This window comes from Streptomyces sp. NPDC039736, from assembly GCF_055596485.1.
The window spans coordinates 1,022,293-1,040,102 of record NZ_JBVIUQ010000001.1 but is presented as its reverse complement, the minus strand read 5'-3'; the positions used below and the strand labels follow the sequence as shown (position 1 = coordinate 1,040,102).

The window sequence follows — 17,810 nt, the reverse complement described above, 5'->3', positions numbered from 1 at the left end:
CGCCGGTACGGGCTCAGGCCGCCTCGGCCGCCGCCCCGAGTTCCAACAGGGTGCGGGCCGCGGACTCCAGCGCGAAGGTCATCGAGCCGCCGTTGGGCTCGAACCCGGCGTGGTCACCGGCGAAGTGGATCCGCCCCTCGGGCCTGCGGATCACCGGCATCAGGGCGCTGTGCCCGCGCTCGGGCAGGATGTACGCGCCCTCGGCGTAGGGGCGCTGGTCCCAGCAGACGGAGGTGCCGGTCTCGAAGTGGTCGCGGGCGCCCGGCAGCATCCGCTCGACCTCGGTGAGGACGAAGTCCAGGCGCTCCTCCTCGGTCATGGCCGCCACCGCCCGGGCCCGCCACCCCGTCATCAGGCACTCCAGTATCTTGCGCGGGCCCGGCAGCTGGGGGGTGGCGTCGCGTATCCAGCGGATGGGCAGGTCGGTGGAGAAGCTGGCGTTGTGCTGCGGCCAGAACTGGCGGCGCATCTGGAGATAGACACGGACGATCGAGGCGTACTTCACCCGGCGCATCACGTCGTGCTTGGCGTCGGAGAGGCCCGCGTCGGTGAAGTCGATGTGCCGGATCGTGCTGAACGGGACGGTGACGACGACGCGTTCGGCCTCCAGGGTCCGCATGCGGCCGTGGTCGAGGACGGTGACCCGGGCCCGCTCCGTGTCCTGTTCGACGCGGACCACCGGACGGCGGTAGTGGATACGGCTCTTGAGCCGCTCGGCGAAGGCCTGCGGGAAGCGGTCGGTGCCGTCCTTCACCTTGGCCCAGCGGGGGTCGGCGTGGCCCAGGGAGTGCGGGCTCGCCTCGTGGCGCAGCCAGGACAGGGCGGACGCCGTCTTCAGGTCGCCGCCGCGCATTTCCAGGAAGAGCGGCTCCATGAGGTCGATGGCGGCCTGGGAGGCGCCCCGGTCGGTGAGGACCTGGTGCACGGAACGGTGGTCGTAGGGGGCGAGGCGTTCGGTGACCGCCCAGTCGGGGGCGCTCAGATCGGGCTGGAGGCTGTCGGCGACGGCGGTGACGTACCGCTCGATCATGCCGTTGACGCCGAGGTCCTTCTCGTGCGGGTGCAGGTCCAGTCCGGCTGCGGCGACCTCGTCCGCCTCCGGGGTGAAGAAGCGGCCCCGGGCGAAGTAGGAGAACGTGGTGCCGAAGAGGTCGGCGGTGGCCGTCTCGACACCGAGTTCGCGCAGGTAGTGCATGGCGTAGTGGCAGTGCGGGGTGAGGGTCATCGCGCCGGCCTCGGCGTGCAGGCCGTCGGCGAACGGCGTCCTCAGGGTGTACGCGCGCCCGCCGGGCCGGTCGGTCGCCTCCAGGACCGTCACCTCGCAGTCACGGGCGGCGAGTTCGTGGGCGACGGCCAGGCCGGCGAGTCCGGCGCCGATGACGATGACGGACCGCGGGGGGCGCAGCCCCGGCAGCCCGCTGTCGAAGGCACGGCGTACTTCGGTCTGGGTGGCTTCCCGCATGGAGTGCTCCGTTTCCGTGGTTCGGTGACTCGACGGCTCCGCGGCCGGGTCGTTCGACGGATCGATGGCCGAACTCCCGTACCCGTGGCGCTTTTTGCTCGTCTACCACCTGCCGGCGAGGCCATGTACCGGCCATCCCGGCGGAGCTGTCACAGCCCGCCCGGCGGTACGGCCCGCCCGCCGCACGGCCCGCGCGGCGGCACGGCGGCGGTGCGCCGCGCGGCGGGCGGCTCCCGATCACGTCCGTCAGGGCCGGCGGGGAGCGCCGGGCGGCGTCCTCAGTCGGATGCGAGGAGTTCGGCCAGCCGGAGGGTGTCCTCGACATAGCGGTCGTACGGGAAGCCTGCGGCGAGGAGCGCGGCCCGGAACTCCTCGTCCAGCGGCTTCCCCGTGCTGTGGAAGGCCTCCCGGCCGGCTTCGGTGAGGCGGACCAGCCGCCGCCGCGCGTGCTCGGGGTCGACGGTGATCTCCACCAGACCGCCGGCCTGGAGGGGCCGCAGCGCCCGGCTGATCGCCGGGTCGGACACCGTCAGGGCCTGCGCGAGCCGATGCTGCGTCGTCGGCTCGATGTCCTCCAGGGTGCCGAGAAGTCGAATCTGGCTGTAGGTCAAGCCGTCGGGGCCATCAGTACGCCGCCGGGCCGCCTCACCCAACAGCATGACCACGCGGTGCAGCAGGTCTGCGAGTCCGTCGTCCACGGCACCACTGTACCCGACTGTTGTCAGGTTAATATTAACGTGTTAAGACTGAGGCATGAGCAATCTCCCGTACCTCGCACAGTCCGCGTTCCCCCTGGTGTGGCTCGTGGTGCCGGCCGCCGGAGCCTTCGTCCGGGCCCGTCACGCCGCCTCCCGCCGGCAGGCGCTGGAGATCTGGCAGCGCTGGTGGGCCGTCGGGGCCTTCGGTTACGGCAGCCTGTGGATGACGGTCGCGTTCCTCGGCGCCCCGGACGTCATGGCCACGGCGATCGGCTTCGACCGGACGCCCTTCATGTTCGAGATCGCCTTCGCCAACCTGGGGCTCGCGGTCATGGGCTTCCGTGCCGCCTCGGCCTCCGCACGCGAGCGCGTCACCGTCGGGCTCGGCGGCGGGATGTTCCTCTGGGGAGCCCTGGCCGGCCACCTCTACCAGTGGTTCGCGCGCGGCGACCACTCCCCCGGCAACACCGGCGGAGTCCTCGTCAACGACCTCCTGATCCCGGCAGTCATGATCATCCTGGCCGTGCGCTCCCGGCGCCTGGAGACGGCCGCCCCCCGCCCGGCCGCGCAAGCGGCCGTCTGAGACCCAGGGAGCACTTCCATGGCGACTCACCTCGGCGGCGCCCGCCGCGACCACGACGAACCCGACACGGTTCCGGCCGGCCGGCTCACCGCGTTCGTGGACGCGGCCGTCGCGATCGCGCTCACCCTGCTGGCGCTGGACCTCCCCGTGCCCGTCGGCGACACCACCGGCGCCATGCTGCGTTCGGTGTCGGAGCACCGCACGGAGTACCTGGCCTTCGTGCTCAGCTTCGTGGTGATCGCCGCCCACTGGCGGGCCCACCACGAGATCTTCCGGTACGTCGGCCCGCTGAGCAGCCGGCTGACCGGCCTCACCCTGGCCTGGCTGTTCATGCAGGTCCTGATGCCGTTCGCGACCCGTCTGATCACGGCCGACGGCGCCTTCCCGCCTCGGTTCAGCCTCTACGCGACCGTGCAGGTCCTGGCGTCCGCGCTGATCGCGCTGATGATCCGAGAGGTCCGGCGCGAACGCCTGTACCTCACCGGTGCCCCGCCCCGGGCGCTCGCCCTGAGCCGGGTGCGCAGCCTCTGCCTGGCCGCCGTGTTCGGGGTGTCCGTCCCCGTCTCGTTCCTGACCACGAGCACCGGTGCGTACCTGTGCTGGCTCACGGCGCCTGTCGTGCTCGCCGTCGCCCAGCGCTTCCAGAACCGGGCGTCCGCCGCCGGCTGATCCGGGGGTGACGCCGGGGGAATGTCGACGTGCACGCCGGGTGCTCCCTGGAGTTCGGAGTGGGATCGCTGTGCCTCACACAGGAGGAGCACGTCGCGTGAGCCGTGCCGCCGGCGCTGTCGCCCGGTCCGGGCCGGGGGCGGGCCGGGCTTCTCGCCCGTGCGGCGGAGGCGGACGGCACTTTCGGACGACGTCCGGGCCCGGGCCGGGTGGCGATGATCGACCTGCGTTCCGACGGAGCAGGTCGACCGCCTCTCCTCCCACCCACCCCGGACCGGAGTCCTCCCATGCTGAAGCACACCCTGCGCGCCGCCGCCCTCCTCGCACTGGTCGCCGCGGTGGCCGCCCCCGTCGCTGTGGCGGCCCCCGGCCTCGCTCCGCGGGCTGAGGCGTCCGCCCACGTACGCATCGACACCGCCACCCCTCCTCCGCCCGGGGCCCGGTTCACCTCCACGCTGAAGGGCGAGGCCCGGCTCGGCTACCAGGCGCCCGGGGAGCACGACGTGCGGGTGAGCATCGACGCCCGGTCCTCGTACGGTCCGGGCAGTCAGTCCTTCGACGCCCGGGGCACCTTCCGGCTTTCGCACGAGCAGAACGGGGAGCCCTACTGGGGCGACTTCGCGGTGGACTGCCTGCGGACGGGCGGCCCGACCGCGACGGTCACCGGCCGTCTGGTCCGGACGAACCGCCCCGACCACCCGTGGCTGACGCAGGCCGCACCCGGCTTCCGGCTGGGCCTGAGCTTCCTGGTCCCGAAGGGCGGCAAGGGCGGGTCCCGGGTGGGCGTTTCGGGCAGCTACCCGAAGGACCAGCCCGAGCTGACCCCGTGCATGGCCCCGGCCGCGGACATGCAGGTCGTGAGCGGCGGTTACCGGCTCACGGACCGCCGGCCGGCCGAGCGGGCCGAGCCGTCGCCCGGCGAGTGAGGCCGCGCACGGCTGCCGGCCACTCCGTCCGCCGAGCGGCGAGCCCCTGAGGCGTGGCAGTGGGGTGGTCTTCCAGTGGGGGCTGCGGGGTGTTGGACTCGTCGTCGCCTGGTGGTAACTGGGCCCCGTTTGACTGGTGTTGCAGTGCTGGTTTTCAGCGGGTCGATGACGGGAGGACGCTCGTGCGGCGCAGGCTGGTTTCCTTGGTGGCGGCGGGGGTGACGGTGGTGGGGCTCAGCCTGCCCGCCACCGGAGCCGAGAAGACGCGGGAGGTGGCGCCCGGGGTGGAGCTGACGTCCCTGACGCTCGGTGCGCGGGACGCGGACGACCGGTGGACGGTGCACGTGTACCTGCCGGCCCTGCCGGACGGGCCCCTGGGGTCCGCGGGCACCGCGCTGGGGCTCCGGGGCACCGCCGAGCGGGTGGTGCGGGAGTTGCGGGCCAAGGGGTTCGCGCCGCGGACGGAGGAGGTCGTGACCCCCGCGTTCGCCGACCGGAAGGCGGGGCGGCTGGGGTGGGTGGTGCGGCTGGGCCTGTTCGAGGAGGAGGCGGGGGCCGCGGAGCTGCTGGGGCGGGTGCGGAAGGCGGGGTTCGCCGGGGGCACGCGGTACACCGCCCAGGACGGCACGGACGCGCGGGCTCCGCAGCGGGTGCACGTGCTGCGGGTGGACTTCCGGAAGTTCCGCGGAACGGTCGGCACGGAGTTCGGGCCGACGCTGTTCGGGCCGGAGCGGCTGACCGATCTGATGGCCTCCACGGGCGCGCTGGCCGGGGTGAACGGGCAGTGGTTCTACGACTCCGCGCCGGGCGGGCTGTACGTGAAGGACGGCAGGCTGATCGGCTCGGCGACCCGGGGGCGGGCCGGGCTGATGCTGCGCGACGGCGGGCGCTCGGCCGACGTGGACACGTACACCTCACGGGTGACGCTGCGCGCGGGCACGCAGAGCATCGAGGTCGACGGGGTGAACCGGCAGCCCGGTGTGGTGTGGAACTGCGGCGGCGTCGGGGGTGACGTGCCGACGCAGAAGGCGCAGCACGACTTCCGGTGCACGGACGACAGCGAGCTGGTGAAGTTCACGCCGGAGTGGGGCGCCGCGCCGTCCGGGGCGGGGGCGGAGGCCGTGCTCGACGCCCGGGGGAAGGTCGTGGCGGTCAACGCCTCGCGGGGCGCGGCGATCCCGGCCGGCGGGTCGACGGTGCAGGCGACCGGCTCGGGGGCGCAGTGGCTGCGGCGCAACGTGGCGGTCGGCAAGACGGTGGCGTTCGACGAGCAGGTGCAGGACGGGCGGGGCAGGCGGGTGCAGTTGACCCGGGGCACGACGATCCTCCAGGTCGGCCCGGCACTCGTACGGGACGGGCGGGTGGCGGTCAACGCGCAGGCCGACGGCATCATCCGCGAGGGCGCCGACCAGACCTTCACGTACAACTGGACGGTACGCGCCAACCCGCGCTCGATGGTCGGCGTCGACGACCGCGGCCGCCTGCTGCTCGTCGTCGTCGACGGGCGGCAGGCCGGTCGCAGCGAGGGTCTTGGCGTGGCGCGGGCCGCGGAGCTGATGCGGCAGCTCGGGGCGCGGGAGGCGCTGAACCTGGACGGCGGGGGTTCGAGCGTGATGGCGACCGCTCGGGACGGGATCGTCAACCGGCCCTCTGACTCCACCGGGCAGCGGTCGTTGGGCAACGCGCTGCTCGTACGTCCGTGAGGAGCGCGGGACCCGCGCGGACCTGAGGGTGCGGCAGGCGGTGCTCGTACGGGCGGGCCTTCGCGGCGGGGCGTGTGCGGTACGTACCGCGCCGCCTGCCGCGAGGGCCCGCCGCGCGTGGGGGCCGGGGCGGGTCAGGCGGTGCGGTGGAGGTGCGCCGCGAGGTGGTGCTGGAGGGGGTGGCCGACGGCGGCGAGGTCGTGGGTGAAGGTCAGGGTGCCGGCCTCGGTGCGGGTGTAGCGGCGGCGGGTGGCCTTGACCTCCTTCGCGGTGGGGGTGACGGCGACCTGCTCGGTGACGAGTTCGACGGCGTCGGCCGTCGCCCGGCCCACGGAGATCTCGGCGATGCCGGTGGGCTGGGTGATGAGGGCCTCGATCCGCCCGTCGGGCTGGAGGCGCCACCAGCCGCTCTCGCGGGCGGACGGGCGCAGGGGTGTGCCGTCGGCGTCGATCAGCCAGGCGCGGGCCTCGTAGTGCAGGAAGGGGCGGCCGTCGTGGGTGAGGGTGACTTCCTGCGCGTAGGCGAAGTCGCTCTCCAGGCTGGGGTACGAGCCCGTGCCGCGGCCCTGCCAGGTGCCGAGCAGGTCCACGACCGGGGCCAGGAGGGGGTGCGGGGCGGGGCTCGCCCCGGGGCGGTCCGCGTCGGGGAAGGGGAAGGGCGGGCGGGAGGGGCCGGTGGTCATGGGCGGGGGCTCCTGGAGGGTGGGGCGACGGGTGTGCGGGGGAAGCCTAGGGTGCTTCCGGGGCGTCCGGGCCGGAGATCGTCCGGCCTGACGGCGCCGGGCGGGCCGGCGCGCGGGCGACGGCTCCCCCGCCGGGCTCGCGGGGCGGTTGCCGTCGCCCCCGGGGGCCCTCCCTGCGCCGAAAGGTGCGGGGCGCGGGTCAGCCGATGCCGGCGAGGCCGCGGGCGTTCCGGCGGGCGCGGCCCCGGGAGACGCGCAGGGGGTCGAAGTCGTGGCGGCGGGGCGGGAGTTGGTCCGGGCGGCCCAGGGTCGTACCGGCGCAGACTTCCGACAGGAGGGGGCGGCCGAGGATGCGGCCGGCGGCGGAGATGCCGCTGAGGGCGGTGCCGAGGATCCCCGCGCCGAAGCTGGAGTTGGCGCCGACCGCGTAGAGGCCGTGGACGCCGGTGCGGATGCTGGGGCGGCGCCCGTGTCCGCCCCAGTCGTCGAAGCCGTACGGGGTGCCCGAACCGTTCTGGATGTAGCGGTGGTTGGTGTGCGCGGTGGCGGTTTCCAGGTGGGTGAGGTGGGGGCGCACGGGACCGAGGACGGTCTCGGCGATGTCGACGAGGTTCTCCCGCAGGCGGCTCTTGACGGCCTCGTAGGCGGGGTCCCGGCGGTAGCGTCCCGGGGGGCCGTCGAGGGGCGGCATCAGGGTCATGACCTGGAAGTTGCTGTGGCCGGGCGGGCAGACCGCGCGGCTGTCGGGGTCCTTGAGGGAGCCGAAGGAGAGGAAGGCGAAGGCCGGGTCGGAGCCGTCGCCTCCGAGGGCGCGCGCGTAGGCCGACTCGATGTCCCTGCTCCCCCACCACCAGATGTTGGTGTTCGGCAGGTCGAGCGGGCGGTCCATGGCGACGTACGCGGTGGCCACGGCGGCCCGCATGGTGGCGCGGCGGGTGCGGTCCAGGACGGCGGCGGAGAAGCCGCGGCCCCGGCAGAGGTCGAGGACGGTGCGGCGGTAGTCGACGTTGGAGACGACGAGGGGGACGTGAATCGTTTCGCCGGTGGTGAGGCGCACGCCTTCGGTCCGGCGGTCGTCGGTGACGAGGACGCGTTCCACGGCGCAGCGGGTGCGCACCTCGCCGCCGTGTGCCTCGATGACCTCGACCAGTCCCGCGATCATGGTCTGGCCGGAGCCCACGGGGGCGTACGCGCCGCGCAGGTAGTGGTCGAGCATGGTGGCGTGGGTGGCGGCGAGGGTGGTGGAGGGCGGGGTTCCGTAGTTGCCCGACTGGGCGGCGACCAGGGTGCGGGCGGTGGGGCTGAGCGCGCAGGCGTCGTACAGCTCGGCGAGGGTGCGGCCGCCCCAGGTGAGCAGGGCGCGGGTCAGGGGGGCGCGGGCGGCGCCGGGCCGGGTGGTCATGCCGGAGCGGAGGTCGGCGGCGACGTCGCGCAGGGTGTGGACGCAGCGGGTGAGGTTGCGGCGTTCGGCGGGGAGGGCGGCGCAGAGCCTCTTGAGGTACTTGTTCCAGCCGGCCGGGACGTCGAGGGTCGTGCCGGGCAGGACGATCCGGTCGAAGCCGTTCGGGTCCAGCGGGCGGAAGGGGACGCGGTCGGCGTCGAGGCCGAGCCCGGAGAGGATCGCGGGGAGGAGGCCGCCGGGGCCGCAGTCGCCGACGTAGTGCATGCCGACGTCGAACTCGTAGGCGCGGCGGCGGCGGAAGACCTGGGCGTTGCCGCCGGTGACGTCGTGCTGTTCCGCGAGCAGGACGCGCAGGCCGGAGACCGCGAGGTAGGCGGCGCAGACGAGCCCGCCGACGCCGCCGCCGATGACGACGGCGTCGTACGGGCGGGTGCCGGGGGCCGGGGCGGCGCGGCGGGGCGCCGTGGGGCGGAGCCTCGGCGGGGTGTCGCGGCGGGGGGCGGCGCGGGGCGGTGCCGATGGCGTGGGAGCGCGGAGAGCGCCGCGCGAACCGCGTGTCCGGCGGGGCGTGTTCGGGGCCGGCGGGGCCGGTGCGGGACGCAGGGCGCGCAGGACCGCGGTGGCGAAGGCGGACGGGCGCAGTCCCCGGGGCAGCACCGCGAGGGTGTCGTAGGTGCGCAGGGCGCGCAGGGCGGCGGCGATCGGGGCGTGGACGGTGGGGGCGTAGGCGCGGAGGCCGCGGGGGGCCGCCGTCACCGGGTCGTACGGGAGGGGGGTGCGGGCGGGCGGGCGTCCGGCGGGGTGCCGGGACTTCTGGAAGCGCTGTGCCACGGTGGGCCTCCGGGGGAAGTAGGGGGCGCGGGGTGACGCGGGGGGCGGTGGTGTGGGGGTACGGGCGGTCCGTGCCCGGAGTCAGGGGCGGCGGAGGGGCCTTTCGCCCCCGCCCGGTGGCGGCCGCGCCGGTGGCGCGGCCGGTGGCCGCCGGGCGGGAGGGGCGGGGGCCGTCGGCCGGGCCGGGGAGGTGGACCGACGGCCGGCGGATCGCGTGGACCTTCGACCGGCGGAGCAGGTGGACCGTCGACCGGGTGGCCATGGGCGCTGAGCCCCGCGGGGGCGGGCCGGGTCGGCGCCGAAGGGCGGGCCGGATGGGTGCCGGGAGGTCGGGCCGGGGTGGCCGCCGGGGGTGAGGGCAGCGCGTACCGGGGTGTTCGCGGACGGGAAGCGGCAGATCAGAGGGTGAGTCCGCCGTGGGCTTCGAGGACCGTGCCGGTGAGGTAGGAGGACTGGTCGGAGACGAGGAAGGCGGTCAGGGCGGCCACTTCGGCGGCCGTGCCGAAGCGGCGGAGGGCGATGGCGGACAGGAGACGGTCGCGGGCGGTGGCCGGCAGGGCGTCGGTCATGTCCGTGTCGATGAGGCCGGGGGCGACCACGTTGGCGCGGATGCCGTGCGGGCCGACCTCCTTGGCGAGGGCCTTCGTGAAGCCGATGACGCCGGCTTTGGCGGCGCTGTAGTTGGTCTGGCCCGCGTTGCCGTGCACGCCGACGACGGAGGAGAGGGCGACGATACGGCCGGTGCGGCGCTTGAGCATGGGGAAGACGGCGGCGCGGCAGGTGTGGAAGACGCCGTCCAGGTTGGTGTCCATGACCTGGTGCCAGTCGTCGTCGGACATGAGCGCGAGCGGGCGGTCGCGGGTGATGCCCGCGTTGGCGACGACGGCGAGGACGGGGCCGAGTTCGTCCTCGGTGCGGGACACCCAGGACGCGGCCTGTGCGGGGTCGGAGACGTCGGCGCGGACCGCGAGGCAGCGGACGCCGAGTCCGGCGGCCTCCTTCTCCACCGACCGGGCGGCTTCCTCGTCGGAGCGGTAGCAGAAGCCGACGTCCCAGCCGTCCTGGGCCAGGCGGCGGACGATCGCCGCGCCGATTCCCCGGGAACCGCCGCTGACCAGCGCGATCCTGGGGGCGAGGGGGGAGGGTCGGGTCATGTCAGCGTGCCCTTTCCAGCCGCAGGACGGTGGCGGCGGCCAGTCCGTGTCCGTCGGTGGAGGTGATGACCGCGTGGCCGCCCGGGGCCTGTGCCGCGGCGGCCAGGACCGCGGCGAGCTGGAGGGCGGAGGCGGCGGCTCCGGTGTCGCCGACGAGCGGGCCGACGGCGGGCAGGCGGTCGCGGGTCTGCCGGGGGAAGAGGGCGTCCAGGGCCTCGTCCTCGGCGGTGTCCAGCCCCGATCCGGTGGCCGACCAGACGTCGGACGCGGCCACACGGGCCCGGCCCAGGGCGGCGGAGACCGTGGCCCGGACGGTGTCGGCCGGGTCGGTCCCGGGCGGGGCGTGACGGGTGTGCACGGCGAGGACGGTGGCCAACGGGGGCGTACGGGCGGGGAGTTCGGACGGGGTGAGGCGCAGGACGGCCGCGCCTTCGCCCAGCAGGGCCGGTGCGCCGTCCCGGCTGCGGGCCTGGAGCCAGGCGCGGGCGTGCGAGTACTCCTCGGCGGCCCCGCACAGAACGGTGCGGGCGCGTCCGGCCCGCAGCAGGCGGCGGGCGTAGAGGAGGCCGAGGAGGGCGGCGGCGCGGCCGCCCGCCAGGGTGGTGTTGGGGCCCTGGATGCGGTGGCGGATGGCGCACTGGGCGGCGGCGCAGTTCATGACGCTGTTGGGGATGACGCCGGGCTCGACGTCGTAGGGGCGCTCCCCGGTGAGGGAGGAGCGGGTGAAGTCGGTCATGGACTGGACACTGCCCGTGGTGGTGCCGAGAACGAGGGCGGTGTCGGGTCCGGGGCAGGCGGCGCGGGCGTCGCCGCAGCCGTCCGGGGCACCGCCTGCCGTGCGGTCGCCGAGGACGGCGCCGACGGCGGTGACGGCGAGGGCGGTGACCCGGTTCATGTCCCGGGTGCCCTTCTTGCCGAGGACGGCGCGGGGGTCGAAGTCCGGTACCAGGCAGCCGGGTTGACCCTCCACGCCGGGTACGGGAGCGGCGGTGGGGCGGCGGTCGCGCACGCCTGCCGAGAAGTCGGCGGCGGTGTGCCCGTACGGGGAGAGCGCCGACCAGGCGGTGATGTTCACGGGGTCCTTCCTTCGTACCGGCCGAGCACCACGGACGCGTTGTTGCCGCCGAAGGCGAGGCCGTTGTTCTGGACGACGCGCAGGTCGGCGGCGACGGCGTGGTTGGGAACGCAGTCGACGGCGCACGCGGGGTCGGTGGTGCGGTGGTTGATGGTCGGCGGGATGAAGCCGTGGGTGATCGCGAGGGAGCAGGCGATCGCGCCGAGCGCGGAGGCCGCGCCCATGGTGTGGCCGAGCATGGACTTCAGGGAGACCGTGCGGGGCGGGGTGCTTCCGTAGACCTGGCGGATGGCGCGGCTCTCGGTGACGTCGTTGGCCTTGGTGCCGGTGCCGTGGGCGGAGATCAGGTCGACCTCGGCGGGCTTCACCCCGGCGTCGTCCAGGGCGAGCCGGAGGCAGCGGGCGACGCTGTCCTCCTGCGGGGCGACGGGGTGGTACGCGTCGCAGTTGAGCCCGTATCCGAGGATCTCGGCGTAGACGCGGGCGCCCCTGGCGAGTGCGGAGTCGAGGCTTTCCAGCAGGAGCATCCCGGCGCCCTCGCCGGTGAGGATGCCCCGGCGGTCGGTGTCGAAGGGGCGGCAGCAGTCGGGGGCGATGGTGCCGAGCCGGTAGAACGCGGTGAAGGTCTTGCGGCAGAAGGCGTCCGCGCCCCCGCACAGGGCGACGTCGGCGTCGCCGTGGCGGATGGCGTCGAGACCGTTGCCCAGGGAGTAGTTGCCGGCGGAACAGGCCGTTCCGATGGTGAGGACCTCGGCGTCGGACAGGTTCAGTTCGCGGGCGGCGGCGATGCCCAGGAGGGGGGCGGGGACGCGGCGGGCGGCCTGCGGGGCGACCGCGGGGAGGCCGCCGCGCAGGTGGGCCTCGGTGATGCGGTCCAGGTCGTACGACTCGCCGTCGGTGGTGCCGACGGAGATCTGGACGCGTACGGAGGCGAGGTCGGCGTCGGTCAGACCCGCGTCCTCGACGGCCAGGCGGGCCGCCGCGGCGGCGAACTGGGCGGCGCGGCCGTGGTGGGCGGGGTCCAGGCGGTGGAGGAGGGGGGCGGGGTCGAAGTCCTGGACCTGGCAGGCGTTGGCGTGGGCGAAGCCGGTGGTGTCGAAGGCGGTGATGGGGGTGACGCCGGAGCGGCCCTGGCGGAGGCCGGTGGTGAAGGGGGCCGTGCCGGTGCCGATGCTGGAGAGGGGGCCGAGGCCGGTGATCACCACGCGGGGGGCCGGGACGGGGTGCGGGAGGGCGGGGCGATGGAGGTGGGCCGGAACCGGGGCGGGCCCGGAGCGGGCGGGACCGCTCCCCTCGCCCGCCCTTCCTCGAGCTCTCGGCTCCGTTCGAGCGGGGGACGCCCCACTCGCCCCCGGAGGACGGCCCCGCCGCCCGAGGGGGGCGCGGTCCTCGACGGGGGCGGGGGGTCCGGGGGGAGACGCCGGGGAGGCCGGTCCGGGGTGGTGGGGGGGCACGGGGGCGGTCACCAGCCCTTCGTCTCGGAGAGGACCTCGCGGATTCCCGCCAGGTGCGCCATGCGCGGCATCTCGCTCTGGTCGATGGTGACCTTGAACTCCTTCTCCAGCGCGGCCAGTACACCGATCAGCGCGAGGGAGTCCGCGCCGTGCTCCTCGACGAAGCGGTCGGTCTCGGCGAGCTCCTCGGGCTCCAGCTCCAGGCGGTCGCAGACGATCTCGGTGATGCGGGCCTGGCGGATGTCGACGGTCGGCATGGTGGTTCTCTTCTCGTACAGGGGCGGGCGGCGGGTCAGGGGAGGGCGGCGGCCAGCCGTCGGGTGGATTTCCAGGCGGCCAGGCCGACCTCGTCGCGTACGGCCGCGCAGCCTTCCAGGACGCGGTCCAGGTCGGCGGCGGTCAGCTCGCAGTGGACGGAGAGGCGTTGCACGCAGCGCCGGTTGGGCACGGACGGCGGCACGAAGGCCGCGCCGAACACGCCCCGCGCGTCCAGGGCCTGCTGGAGGACGCGTACGCCGTGCTCGGTGCCCGGCTGGAGCGGGATGATCTGGCTCTCGCTGGGGGTGACGTTGTAGCCCAGCTCGGTGAGGCCCTCGCGCAGCACCCGCGCGTTGTGGTCCAGGCGCTCCCGCCGGTCGTCGGCCTCGCGCAGCACCCGCAGGGCGGCCGCGAGGCCCGCGACGTCGTGGGGCAGGAGCGTCGAGGAGAACACCGCGCCGAGGGAGTGGTAGGGGAGGTAGCCCGCGACCTCCTCGGGGCAGGCGATCAGTCCGGCTCGGCCGGCGAAGGCCTTCGCGAGGCTCGCCGTGCGGTAGGCGATCCGGGCCGTGAGTCCGAGCGCGGGGACCAGGCCCGTGCCCTGGCGGCCGATGACGCCCAGGGTGTGGGACTCGTCGGCGACGAGTTCGCAGCCGGTGCGGGCGGCGAGGGCGGTCAGGTCCCGCAGGGGGCAGAGGTCGCCGGTGACGCTGTAGAGGGTGTCGAAGGCGATGAGTCCGGGTCCGTATTGGCGGATGAGGCGTTCGAGGTTCTCGGTGTCGTTGTGGAGGAAGGGACGGGCGACCGCCGTGGCGGCGGAGATTCCCTCCCAGAGGGAGGCATGGGCGAGTTCGTCCACGTAGACCGGTGCGCCGGGCGGGCAAATGGCCTGGATGAGGCCGACGTTGGCGGCCCAGCCGGACTGGCAGAGCATCACGGCGGGGGCGTCCAGCCAGTCGGCGAGGTCCGCTTCCAGGTGGCGCAGCGGATCGGTGTCGCCGGTGAACGCGCCCGACATCAGAGCTCCGTTGCCGTACGCACGGAGGCTGGCGATCTGGGCCTCGACGACGACGGGGTGGCCGCCGAGCGCGAGGTAGTCGTTGGACAGGAGCGCGAGGTCGGCGCGGCCGGGTGTCGCGCGCCCCCGGTAGAGGGGGCCGCCCCAGCTCGCCTGGCGGATTCCCCATGCCTGCAACCGGTCCTGGAGGAAGGACAGTTCGCCGGACATCACACCTCGCTCGGTCGGCAGGAACCCCGGCCGGAGAACCGGCCGGGAAGTCTGAACTGACAAGACCGGCAAGACCTTAGGGGCGAATCGGACGGCCCTCGCACCACGGAATCCGTAGGACATACGTCCACGCCTCCGGGGAGGGGCGGGTTTGCGCAGCTCAGGCGCTTCCCCGCCGACCCGGCGCACACCGGCGGGTGAACTCACACTTCACTCCCCTGGATGCGCCTGCGCGCCCCTTTGGGCGCCCCTTCGGTCATTCGTCCAATCACCGGCGCACCTGCCATGTGGTTTCCACCCAAAACCTTGCAGGTGCGCGAGAAATTCGCCTATCTTGCCGCACATGCAGTCCTACACAATCGGACAGGCGGCCCGTCTGCTCGGCGTCAGCCCGGACACCGCCCGCCGCTGGGCCGACGCGGGGCGGGTCGAGACCCACCGCGACGAGAGCGGCCGACGCGTCATCGACGGCCGGGCGCTGGCGGCGTTCTCCGTCGAGGTGGGCCAGAGCGCCCCCGGCGAGGAGGACGCCTCCTACACCTCCGCCCGCAACGCGTTTCCCGGCATCGTCACCGCGGTGAAGCTGGGCGACGTGGCGGCGCAGGTGGAGATCCAGGCCGGGCCGCACCGACTCGTCTCGCTCCTGACCCGGGAGGCCGTCGAGGAACTGGGGCTGGAGGTCGGCATGCAGGCCACCGCCCGCGTGAAGTCCACCAGCGTGCACATCGACCGCGCGTGACCCCCGACCCCTTGCCCGTGACTTCTCCCACCGCAGCCCAGGAGCCCGCATGAAGACCGCACCGGCCGGCCGCCGCACCCTGGCGGCCCTGTTCACCGCCGCCCTGCTCGTCCCCCTCGCCGCCTGCGGGGGCGGTGACGGCACACCGGACGGCGGTACGAAGACGGGCGGGACGGCCTCCGGGGCCGCGGCTTCCGGGGGGAAGCTGACGGTCCTGGCCGCCGCCTCGCTCACGGACGTCTTCCGGACGGCGGGCGCCGCGTACGAGAAGGCGCACCCCGGCACGAAGGTCAAATTCTCCTTCGCCGGCTCGCAGGCGCTGGCCGCGCAGGTCAAGCAGGGCTCCCCCGCCGACGCCCTGGTCACCGCCGACACCAGGACCATGGACGGCCTGACGTCCGAAACCGGCCAACCGACCGTCATCGCCAGGAACCGCCTGGTCATCGCCACCGGCAAGGGCAATCCGAAGAAGGTCGGCGCGCTGAAGGACCTCGCGGACAGCAAGCTCAAGGTCGTCCTCGCGGCACCCGCGGTGCCGGTCGGCCGGTACAGCCAGAAGGTCCTCGACGCGCAGCGGATCACCGTGCGGCCGGTCTCGCAGGAGGCCGACGTGCGTTCGGTGCTCAGCAAGGTGGAACTCGGCGAGGCCGACGCGGGCATCGTGTACCGGACGGACGCCTCCGGCGCCGCGGGCAAGGTCGACGCCGTGGAGATCCCGGACGCGCAGAACGCGGTCGCCGCCTATCCGGCGGCCACGCTCAAGGCGTCCAGGAACGCGGCGGGCGCGGAGCGGTTCGTGGCGTGGCTGTCGTCGCCGGAGGCCCAGAAGATCCTCCAGGACGCGGGCTTCCAGAAGCCGTAGCGGGCGGTCCGCCCGCCGGTGGCGGTTCACGTGCCGCGGGCGGACCGGCCACGTACCGCAGAAGCCCCATGAACCACTCCCCCACCCGCACGGACGACGACCGCCGAGCCCAGGAACAGCCGATGAAACGCCTCCGTCCCCGCCGTCGCAGTGCTCCCGCCGCCCTGGCCGTGCCGGCGGCGCTGGCGGTGGCGTTCCTGCTGCTGCCGCTGGTGGGCATCCTCACCCGTACGTCGTGGGGCGAGGTCGCGGGGCACCTGACCGCTCCCGAGGTCGTCGAGGCGCTCCGGCTGTCGCTGTACGTCTCCTTCTGGTCGCTGGGGCTCTCCCTGCTGCTGGGGGTGCCGCTGGCGTGGCTGCTGGCGCGGGTGGAGTTCCCCGGGAAGGCGCTGGTGCGTTCGCTGGTGCTGCTGCCCATGGTGCTGCCGCCGACGGTCGGCGGGGTGGCGCTGCTGCTGGCGTTCGGGCGGCGGGGCGTGCTGGGGCCATGGCTGGAGGGCGCCTTCGGGATCACGCTGCCGTTCGAGACGGCGGGCGCAGTGGTGGCGGCGACGTTCGTGGCGATGCCGTTCCTGGTGATCAGCCTGGAGGGGGCGCTCGGCGGGCTCAGGCCGCGGTACGAGGAGACGGCGGCGTCGCTGGGCGCTTCGCCGGTACGGGTCTTCCTCACCGTGACGCTGCCGATGGTGGCTCCCGGGCTGATCGCGGGCGCGGCGCTGACCTGGGCGCGCGCGCTCGGCGAGTTCGGTGCGACGATCACCTTCGCGGGGAACCTGCCGGGCACCACGCAGACGCTTCCGCTCCAGGTGTACCTGCTGTTGCAGGAGGACCCGCAGGCGGCGACATCGGTGTCGCTGCTGCTGCTGGTGATCGCGATGGCGGTGCTGGTGGGGCTGCGGGGGCGGTGGACGGGGTCGCCGCGGCCGGCCGTTGCGTCCCGGCCGCCCGCGCCCGAGCAGCAGTCCGCGGCGGACGCCGTGCCCCCGGCCGCGGCCCCCCGGCCCGCCGCTCCCCCGCCTTCCGGCGAGAGGTGGTCCCTGCGCGCCGAGGTGACCGGTTTCAACGAGCTCGGCCTCCACGCCTCCCCCGGCACCACGCTCGCCGTCGTCGGGCCCAACGGGGCCGGCAAGACCACCCTGTTGCGCGCCCTGCTCGGGCTCACCCCGCGCGCCCACGCCGTGCTGCGGCTGGGCGCCGACGACGTGACCGCCCTGCCGCCGCACCGGCGGGGGGTGGCCTGGGTGCCGCAGGACGGGGCGCTGTTCCCGCACCTGAGCGCGCTCGGCAACACGGCGTACGGGCTGCGGGCCCGGGGGGTGCCGCGTGCGCGGGCGCGCCGGGAGGCGCGGGAGTGGCTGGAGCGGCTCGGGGTGGGCGCGCTGGCGCACCGCAAGCCCGCCGAGGTGTCGGGCGGACAGGCCCAACGCATCGCGCTGGCCCGGGCGCTGGCGTCGCGGCCCCGGCTGCTGCTGCTGGACGAGCCGCTCTCCGCGCTGGACCAGACGACGCGGGCGCGGGTGCGGCACACCCTGCGCGCGCACCTGGCCGGGTTCGGCGGGGTCTGCCTGATCGTCACGCACGACCCGGTCGAGGCGGTGTCACTGGCCGACCGGGTCCTCGTACTGGACGGGGGGCGGGTGCTGCAGGACGCGCCGCCCGCCGAGGTGACCCGTCACCCCCGCTCCCCGTGGGTGGCCCGGATGCTGGGCCGCAACGCCTGGCCGGGGACGGCGACCGCCGAGGGGCTGGACCTGCCGGGCGGCGGTGCGCTGGTGGTGGCGGAGCCGCTGCCGGCGGGCACGGAGGCACTGGCGGTCATCGCGCCGGAGGCGGTGTCGGTGCACCGGGAGCGCCCGGGCGGCAGCCCGCGGAACGTCTGGTCCGGCACGGTGCGCGAGATCACCGCGAGCGGGTCGCGGCTGCGGCTGCTGGTCACCTCCGACGAGGCTCCCGACCTGGTGGCGGAAGTGACGCCGCAGGCCGTGGCGGAGCTGGGGCTGGCGGACGGCACACCGGTGTGGACGAGCGTGAAGGCGACGGAGGTGACGGTGGTGCGGCTGTGAAAGCCGCCGGACCGGCCGTA

Annotated in this window: 16 protein-coding genes; 7 read left to right on the top strand and 9 right to left on the bottom strand. The window is 74.7% G+C overall.

Features of this window, described 5'->3' with window-relative positions; translation table 11 throughout:
• Nucleotides 1-13: 13 nt before the first annotated feature.
• Nucleotides 14-1,462, bottom strand: coding sequence for a flavin monoamine oxidase family protein (locus ACZ56L_RS04410; RefSeq protein WP_345218842.1), 1,449 nt, complete (start codon nt 1,460-1,462; stop codon nt 14-16).
• A gap of 278 nt (nt 1,463-1,740) precedes the next feature.
• Complete coding sequence (locus ACZ56L_RS04405) at nt 1,741-2,160, bottom strand: MarR family winged helix-turn-helix transcriptional regulator (RefSeq protein ID WP_471061362.1); 420 nt, start codon at nt 2,158-2,160, stop codon at nt 1,741-1,743.
• 55 nt (nt 2,161-2,215) lie between these two features.
• Here ACZ56L_RS04405 and ACZ56L_RS04400 point away from each other — a divergent pair, with 55 nt between their 5' ends.
• The 4 genes from ACZ56L_RS04400 to ACZ56L_RS04385 all read left to right on the top strand — a co-directional run bounded on the left by ACZ56L_RS04400 (nt 2,216) and on the right by ACZ56L_RS04385 (nt 6,041).
• Entirely contained in the window at nt 2,216-2,743 is a 528-nt protein-coding gene (locus ACZ56L_RS04400) for a DUF6790 family protein (protein WP_401759509.1), read from the top strand.
• 18 nt (nt 2,744-2,761) lie between these two features.
• Complete coding sequence (locus ACZ56L_RS04395; protein ID WP_471061358.1) at nt 2,762-3,412, top strand: TMEM175 family protein; 651 nt, start codon at nt 2,762-2,764, stop codon at nt 3,410-3,412.
• Between the two features lie 287 nt (nt 3,413-3,699).
• Nucleotides 3,700-4,338 carry a hypothetical protein gene (locus tag ACZ56L_RS04390; RefSeq protein ID WP_471061355.1) on the top strand — a complete coding sequence of 213 codons (639 nt, stop codon included), beginning with the start codon at nt 3,700-3,702 and terminating at the stop codon, nt 4,336-4,338.
• A 182-nt stretch (nt 4,339-4,520) separates the two neighbouring features.
• On the top strand, nt 4,521-6,041 hold the full coding sequence (locus ACZ56L_RS04385; RefSeq protein WP_471061352.1) for a phosphodiester glycosidase family protein: 1,521 nt from the start codon (nt 4,521-4,523) through the stop codon (nt 6,039-6,041).
• Nucleotides 6,042-6,175: 134 nt separating this feature from the next.
• On the opposite strand, the gene ACZ56L_RS04380 is transcribed toward ACZ56L_RS04385, so the two are convergent.
• The 7 genes from ACZ56L_RS04380 to cqsA form a co-directional block, all read right to left on the bottom strand.
• Nucleotides 6,176-6,724 carry a heme-binding beta-barrel domain-containing protein gene (locus ACZ56L_RS04380; RefSeq protein WP_345218830.1) on the bottom strand — a complete coding sequence of 183 codons (549 nt, stop codon included), beginning with the start codon at nt 6,722-6,724 and terminating at the stop codon, nt 6,176-6,178.
• Between the two features lie 199 nt (nt 6,725-6,923).
• Nucleotides 6,924-8,957 carry a phytoene desaturase family protein gene (locus ACZ56L_RS04375; RefSeq protein ID WP_471061350.1) on the bottom strand — a complete coding sequence of 678 codons (2,034 nt, stop codon included), beginning with the start codon at nt 8,955-8,957 and terminating at the stop codon, nt 6,924-6,926.
• A 398-nt stretch (nt 8,958-9,355) separates the two neighbouring features.
• Complete coding sequence (gene fabG / locus ACZ56L_RS04370; RefSeq protein ID WP_345218825.1) at nt 9,356-10,111, bottom strand: beta-ketoacyl-ACP reductase; 756 nt, start codon at nt 10,109-10,111, stop codon at nt 9,356-9,358.
• A 1-nt stretch (nt 10,112) separates the two neighbouring features.
• Entirely contained in the window at nt 10,113-11,186 is a 1,074-nt protein-coding gene (locus ACZ56L_RS04365; RefSeq protein ID WP_471061347.1) for a beta-ketoacyl synthase N-terminal-like domain-containing protein, read from the bottom strand.
• The gene (locus tag ACZ56L_RS04360) at nt 11,183-12,391 is read right to left on the bottom strand and encodes a beta-ketoacyl-[acyl-carrier-protein] synthase family protein (RefSeq protein WP_468684762.1); all 1,209 of its coding nucleotides are present in this window, start codon (nt 12,389-12,391) and stop codon (nt 11,183-11,185) included. The genes ACZ56L_RS04365 and ACZ56L_RS04360 overlap by 4 nt, the downstream gene beginning before the upstream one ends.
• 257 nt (nt 12,392-12,648) lie before the next feature.
• Nucleotides 12,649-12,897: an acyl carrier protein gene (locus ACZ56L_RS04355; protein ID WP_345218819.1), complete on the bottom strand. Its 249-nt coding sequence runs from the start codon at nt 12,895-12,897 to the stop codon at nt 12,649-12,651.
• 35 nt (nt 12,898-12,932) lie between these two features.
• A complete protein-coding gene (gene cqsA, locus ACZ56L_RS04350; RefSeq protein ID WP_468684760.1) occupies nt 12,933-14,126 on the bottom strand; it encodes an alpha-hydroxyketone-type quorum-sensing autoinducer synthase in 1,194 nt (397 codons plus the stop codon).
• Nucleotides 14,127-14,469: 343 nt separating this feature from the next.
• Here cqsA and ACZ56L_RS04345 point away from each other — a divergent pair, with 343 nt between their 5' ends.
• The 3 genes from ACZ56L_RS04345 (at nt 14,470) to ACZ56L_RS04335 (ending at nt 17,790) form a co-directional block, all read left to right on the top strand.
• Nucleotides 14,470-14,865 carry a TOBE domain-containing protein gene (locus ACZ56L_RS04345; RefSeq protein WP_345218812.1) on the top strand — a complete coding sequence of 132 codons (396 nt, stop codon included), beginning with the start codon at nt 14,470-14,472 and terminating at the stop codon, nt 14,863-14,865.
• Nucleotides 14,866-14,914: 49 nt separating this feature from the next.
• Nucleotides 14,915-15,727: a molybdate ABC transporter substrate-binding protein gene (modA, locus tag ACZ56L_RS04340; protein ID WP_401759487.1), complete on the top strand. Its 813-nt coding sequence runs from the start codon at nt 14,915-14,917 to the stop codon at nt 15,725-15,727.
• Between the two features lie 122 nt (nt 15,728-15,849).
• Entirely contained in the window at nt 15,850-17,790 is a 1,941-nt protein-coding gene (locus tag ACZ56L_RS04335) for an ABC transporter permease (protein ID WP_471061342.1), read from the top strand.
• Nucleotides 17,791-17,810: the final 20 nt, after the last annotated feature.

What these genes read in the sequence shown, in the direction of transcription:
- ACZ56L_RS04410 (WP_345218842.1), bottom strand. Translation starts at nt 1,462, where the DNA reads ATGCGGGAAGCCACCCAGACCGAAGTACGCCGTGCCTTCGACAGCGGG.
- ACZ56L_RS04400 (WP_401759509.1), top strand. Translation starts at nt 2,216, where the DNA reads ATGAGCAATCTCCCGTACCTCGCACAGTCCGCGTTCCCCCTGGTGTGG.
- ACZ56L_RS04395 (WP_471061358.1), top strand. Translation starts at nt 2,762, where the DNA reads ATGGCGACTCACCTCGGCGGCGCCCGCCGCGACCACGACGAACCCGAC.
- ACZ56L_RS04390 (WP_471061355.1), top strand. Translation starts at nt 3,700, where the DNA reads ATGCTGAAGCACACCCTGCGCGCCGCCGCCCTCCTCGCACTGGTCGCC.
- ACZ56L_RS04380 (WP_345218830.1), bottom strand. Translation starts at nt 6,724, where the DNA reads ATGACCACCGGCCCCTCCCGCCCGCCCTTCCCCTTCCCCGACGCGGAC.
- fabG (WP_345218825.1), bottom strand. Translation starts at nt 10,111, where the DNA reads ATGACCCGACCCTCCCCCCTCGCCCCCAGGATCGCGCTGGTCAGCGGC.
- ACZ56L_RS04355 (WP_345218819.1), bottom strand. Translation starts at nt 12,897, where the DNA reads ATGCCGACCGTCGACATCCGCCAGGCCCGCATCACCGAGATCGTCTGC.
- cqsA (WP_468684760.1), bottom strand. Translation starts at nt 14,126, where the DNA reads ATGTCCGGCGAACTGTCCTTCCTCCAGGACCGGTTGCAGGCATGGGGA.
- ACZ56L_RS04345 (WP_345218812.1), top strand. Translation starts at nt 14,470, where the DNA reads ATGCAGTCCTACACAATCGGACAGGCGGCCCGTCTGCTCGGCGTCAGC.
- modA (WP_401759487.1), top strand. Translation starts at nt 14,915, where the DNA reads ATGAAGACCGCACCGGCCGGCCGCCGCACCCTGGCGGCCCTGTTCACC.
- ACZ56L_RS04335 (WP_471061342.1), top strand. Translation starts at nt 15,850, where the DNA reads ATGAAACGCCTCCGTCCCCGCCGTCGCAGTGCTCCCGCCGCCCTGGCC.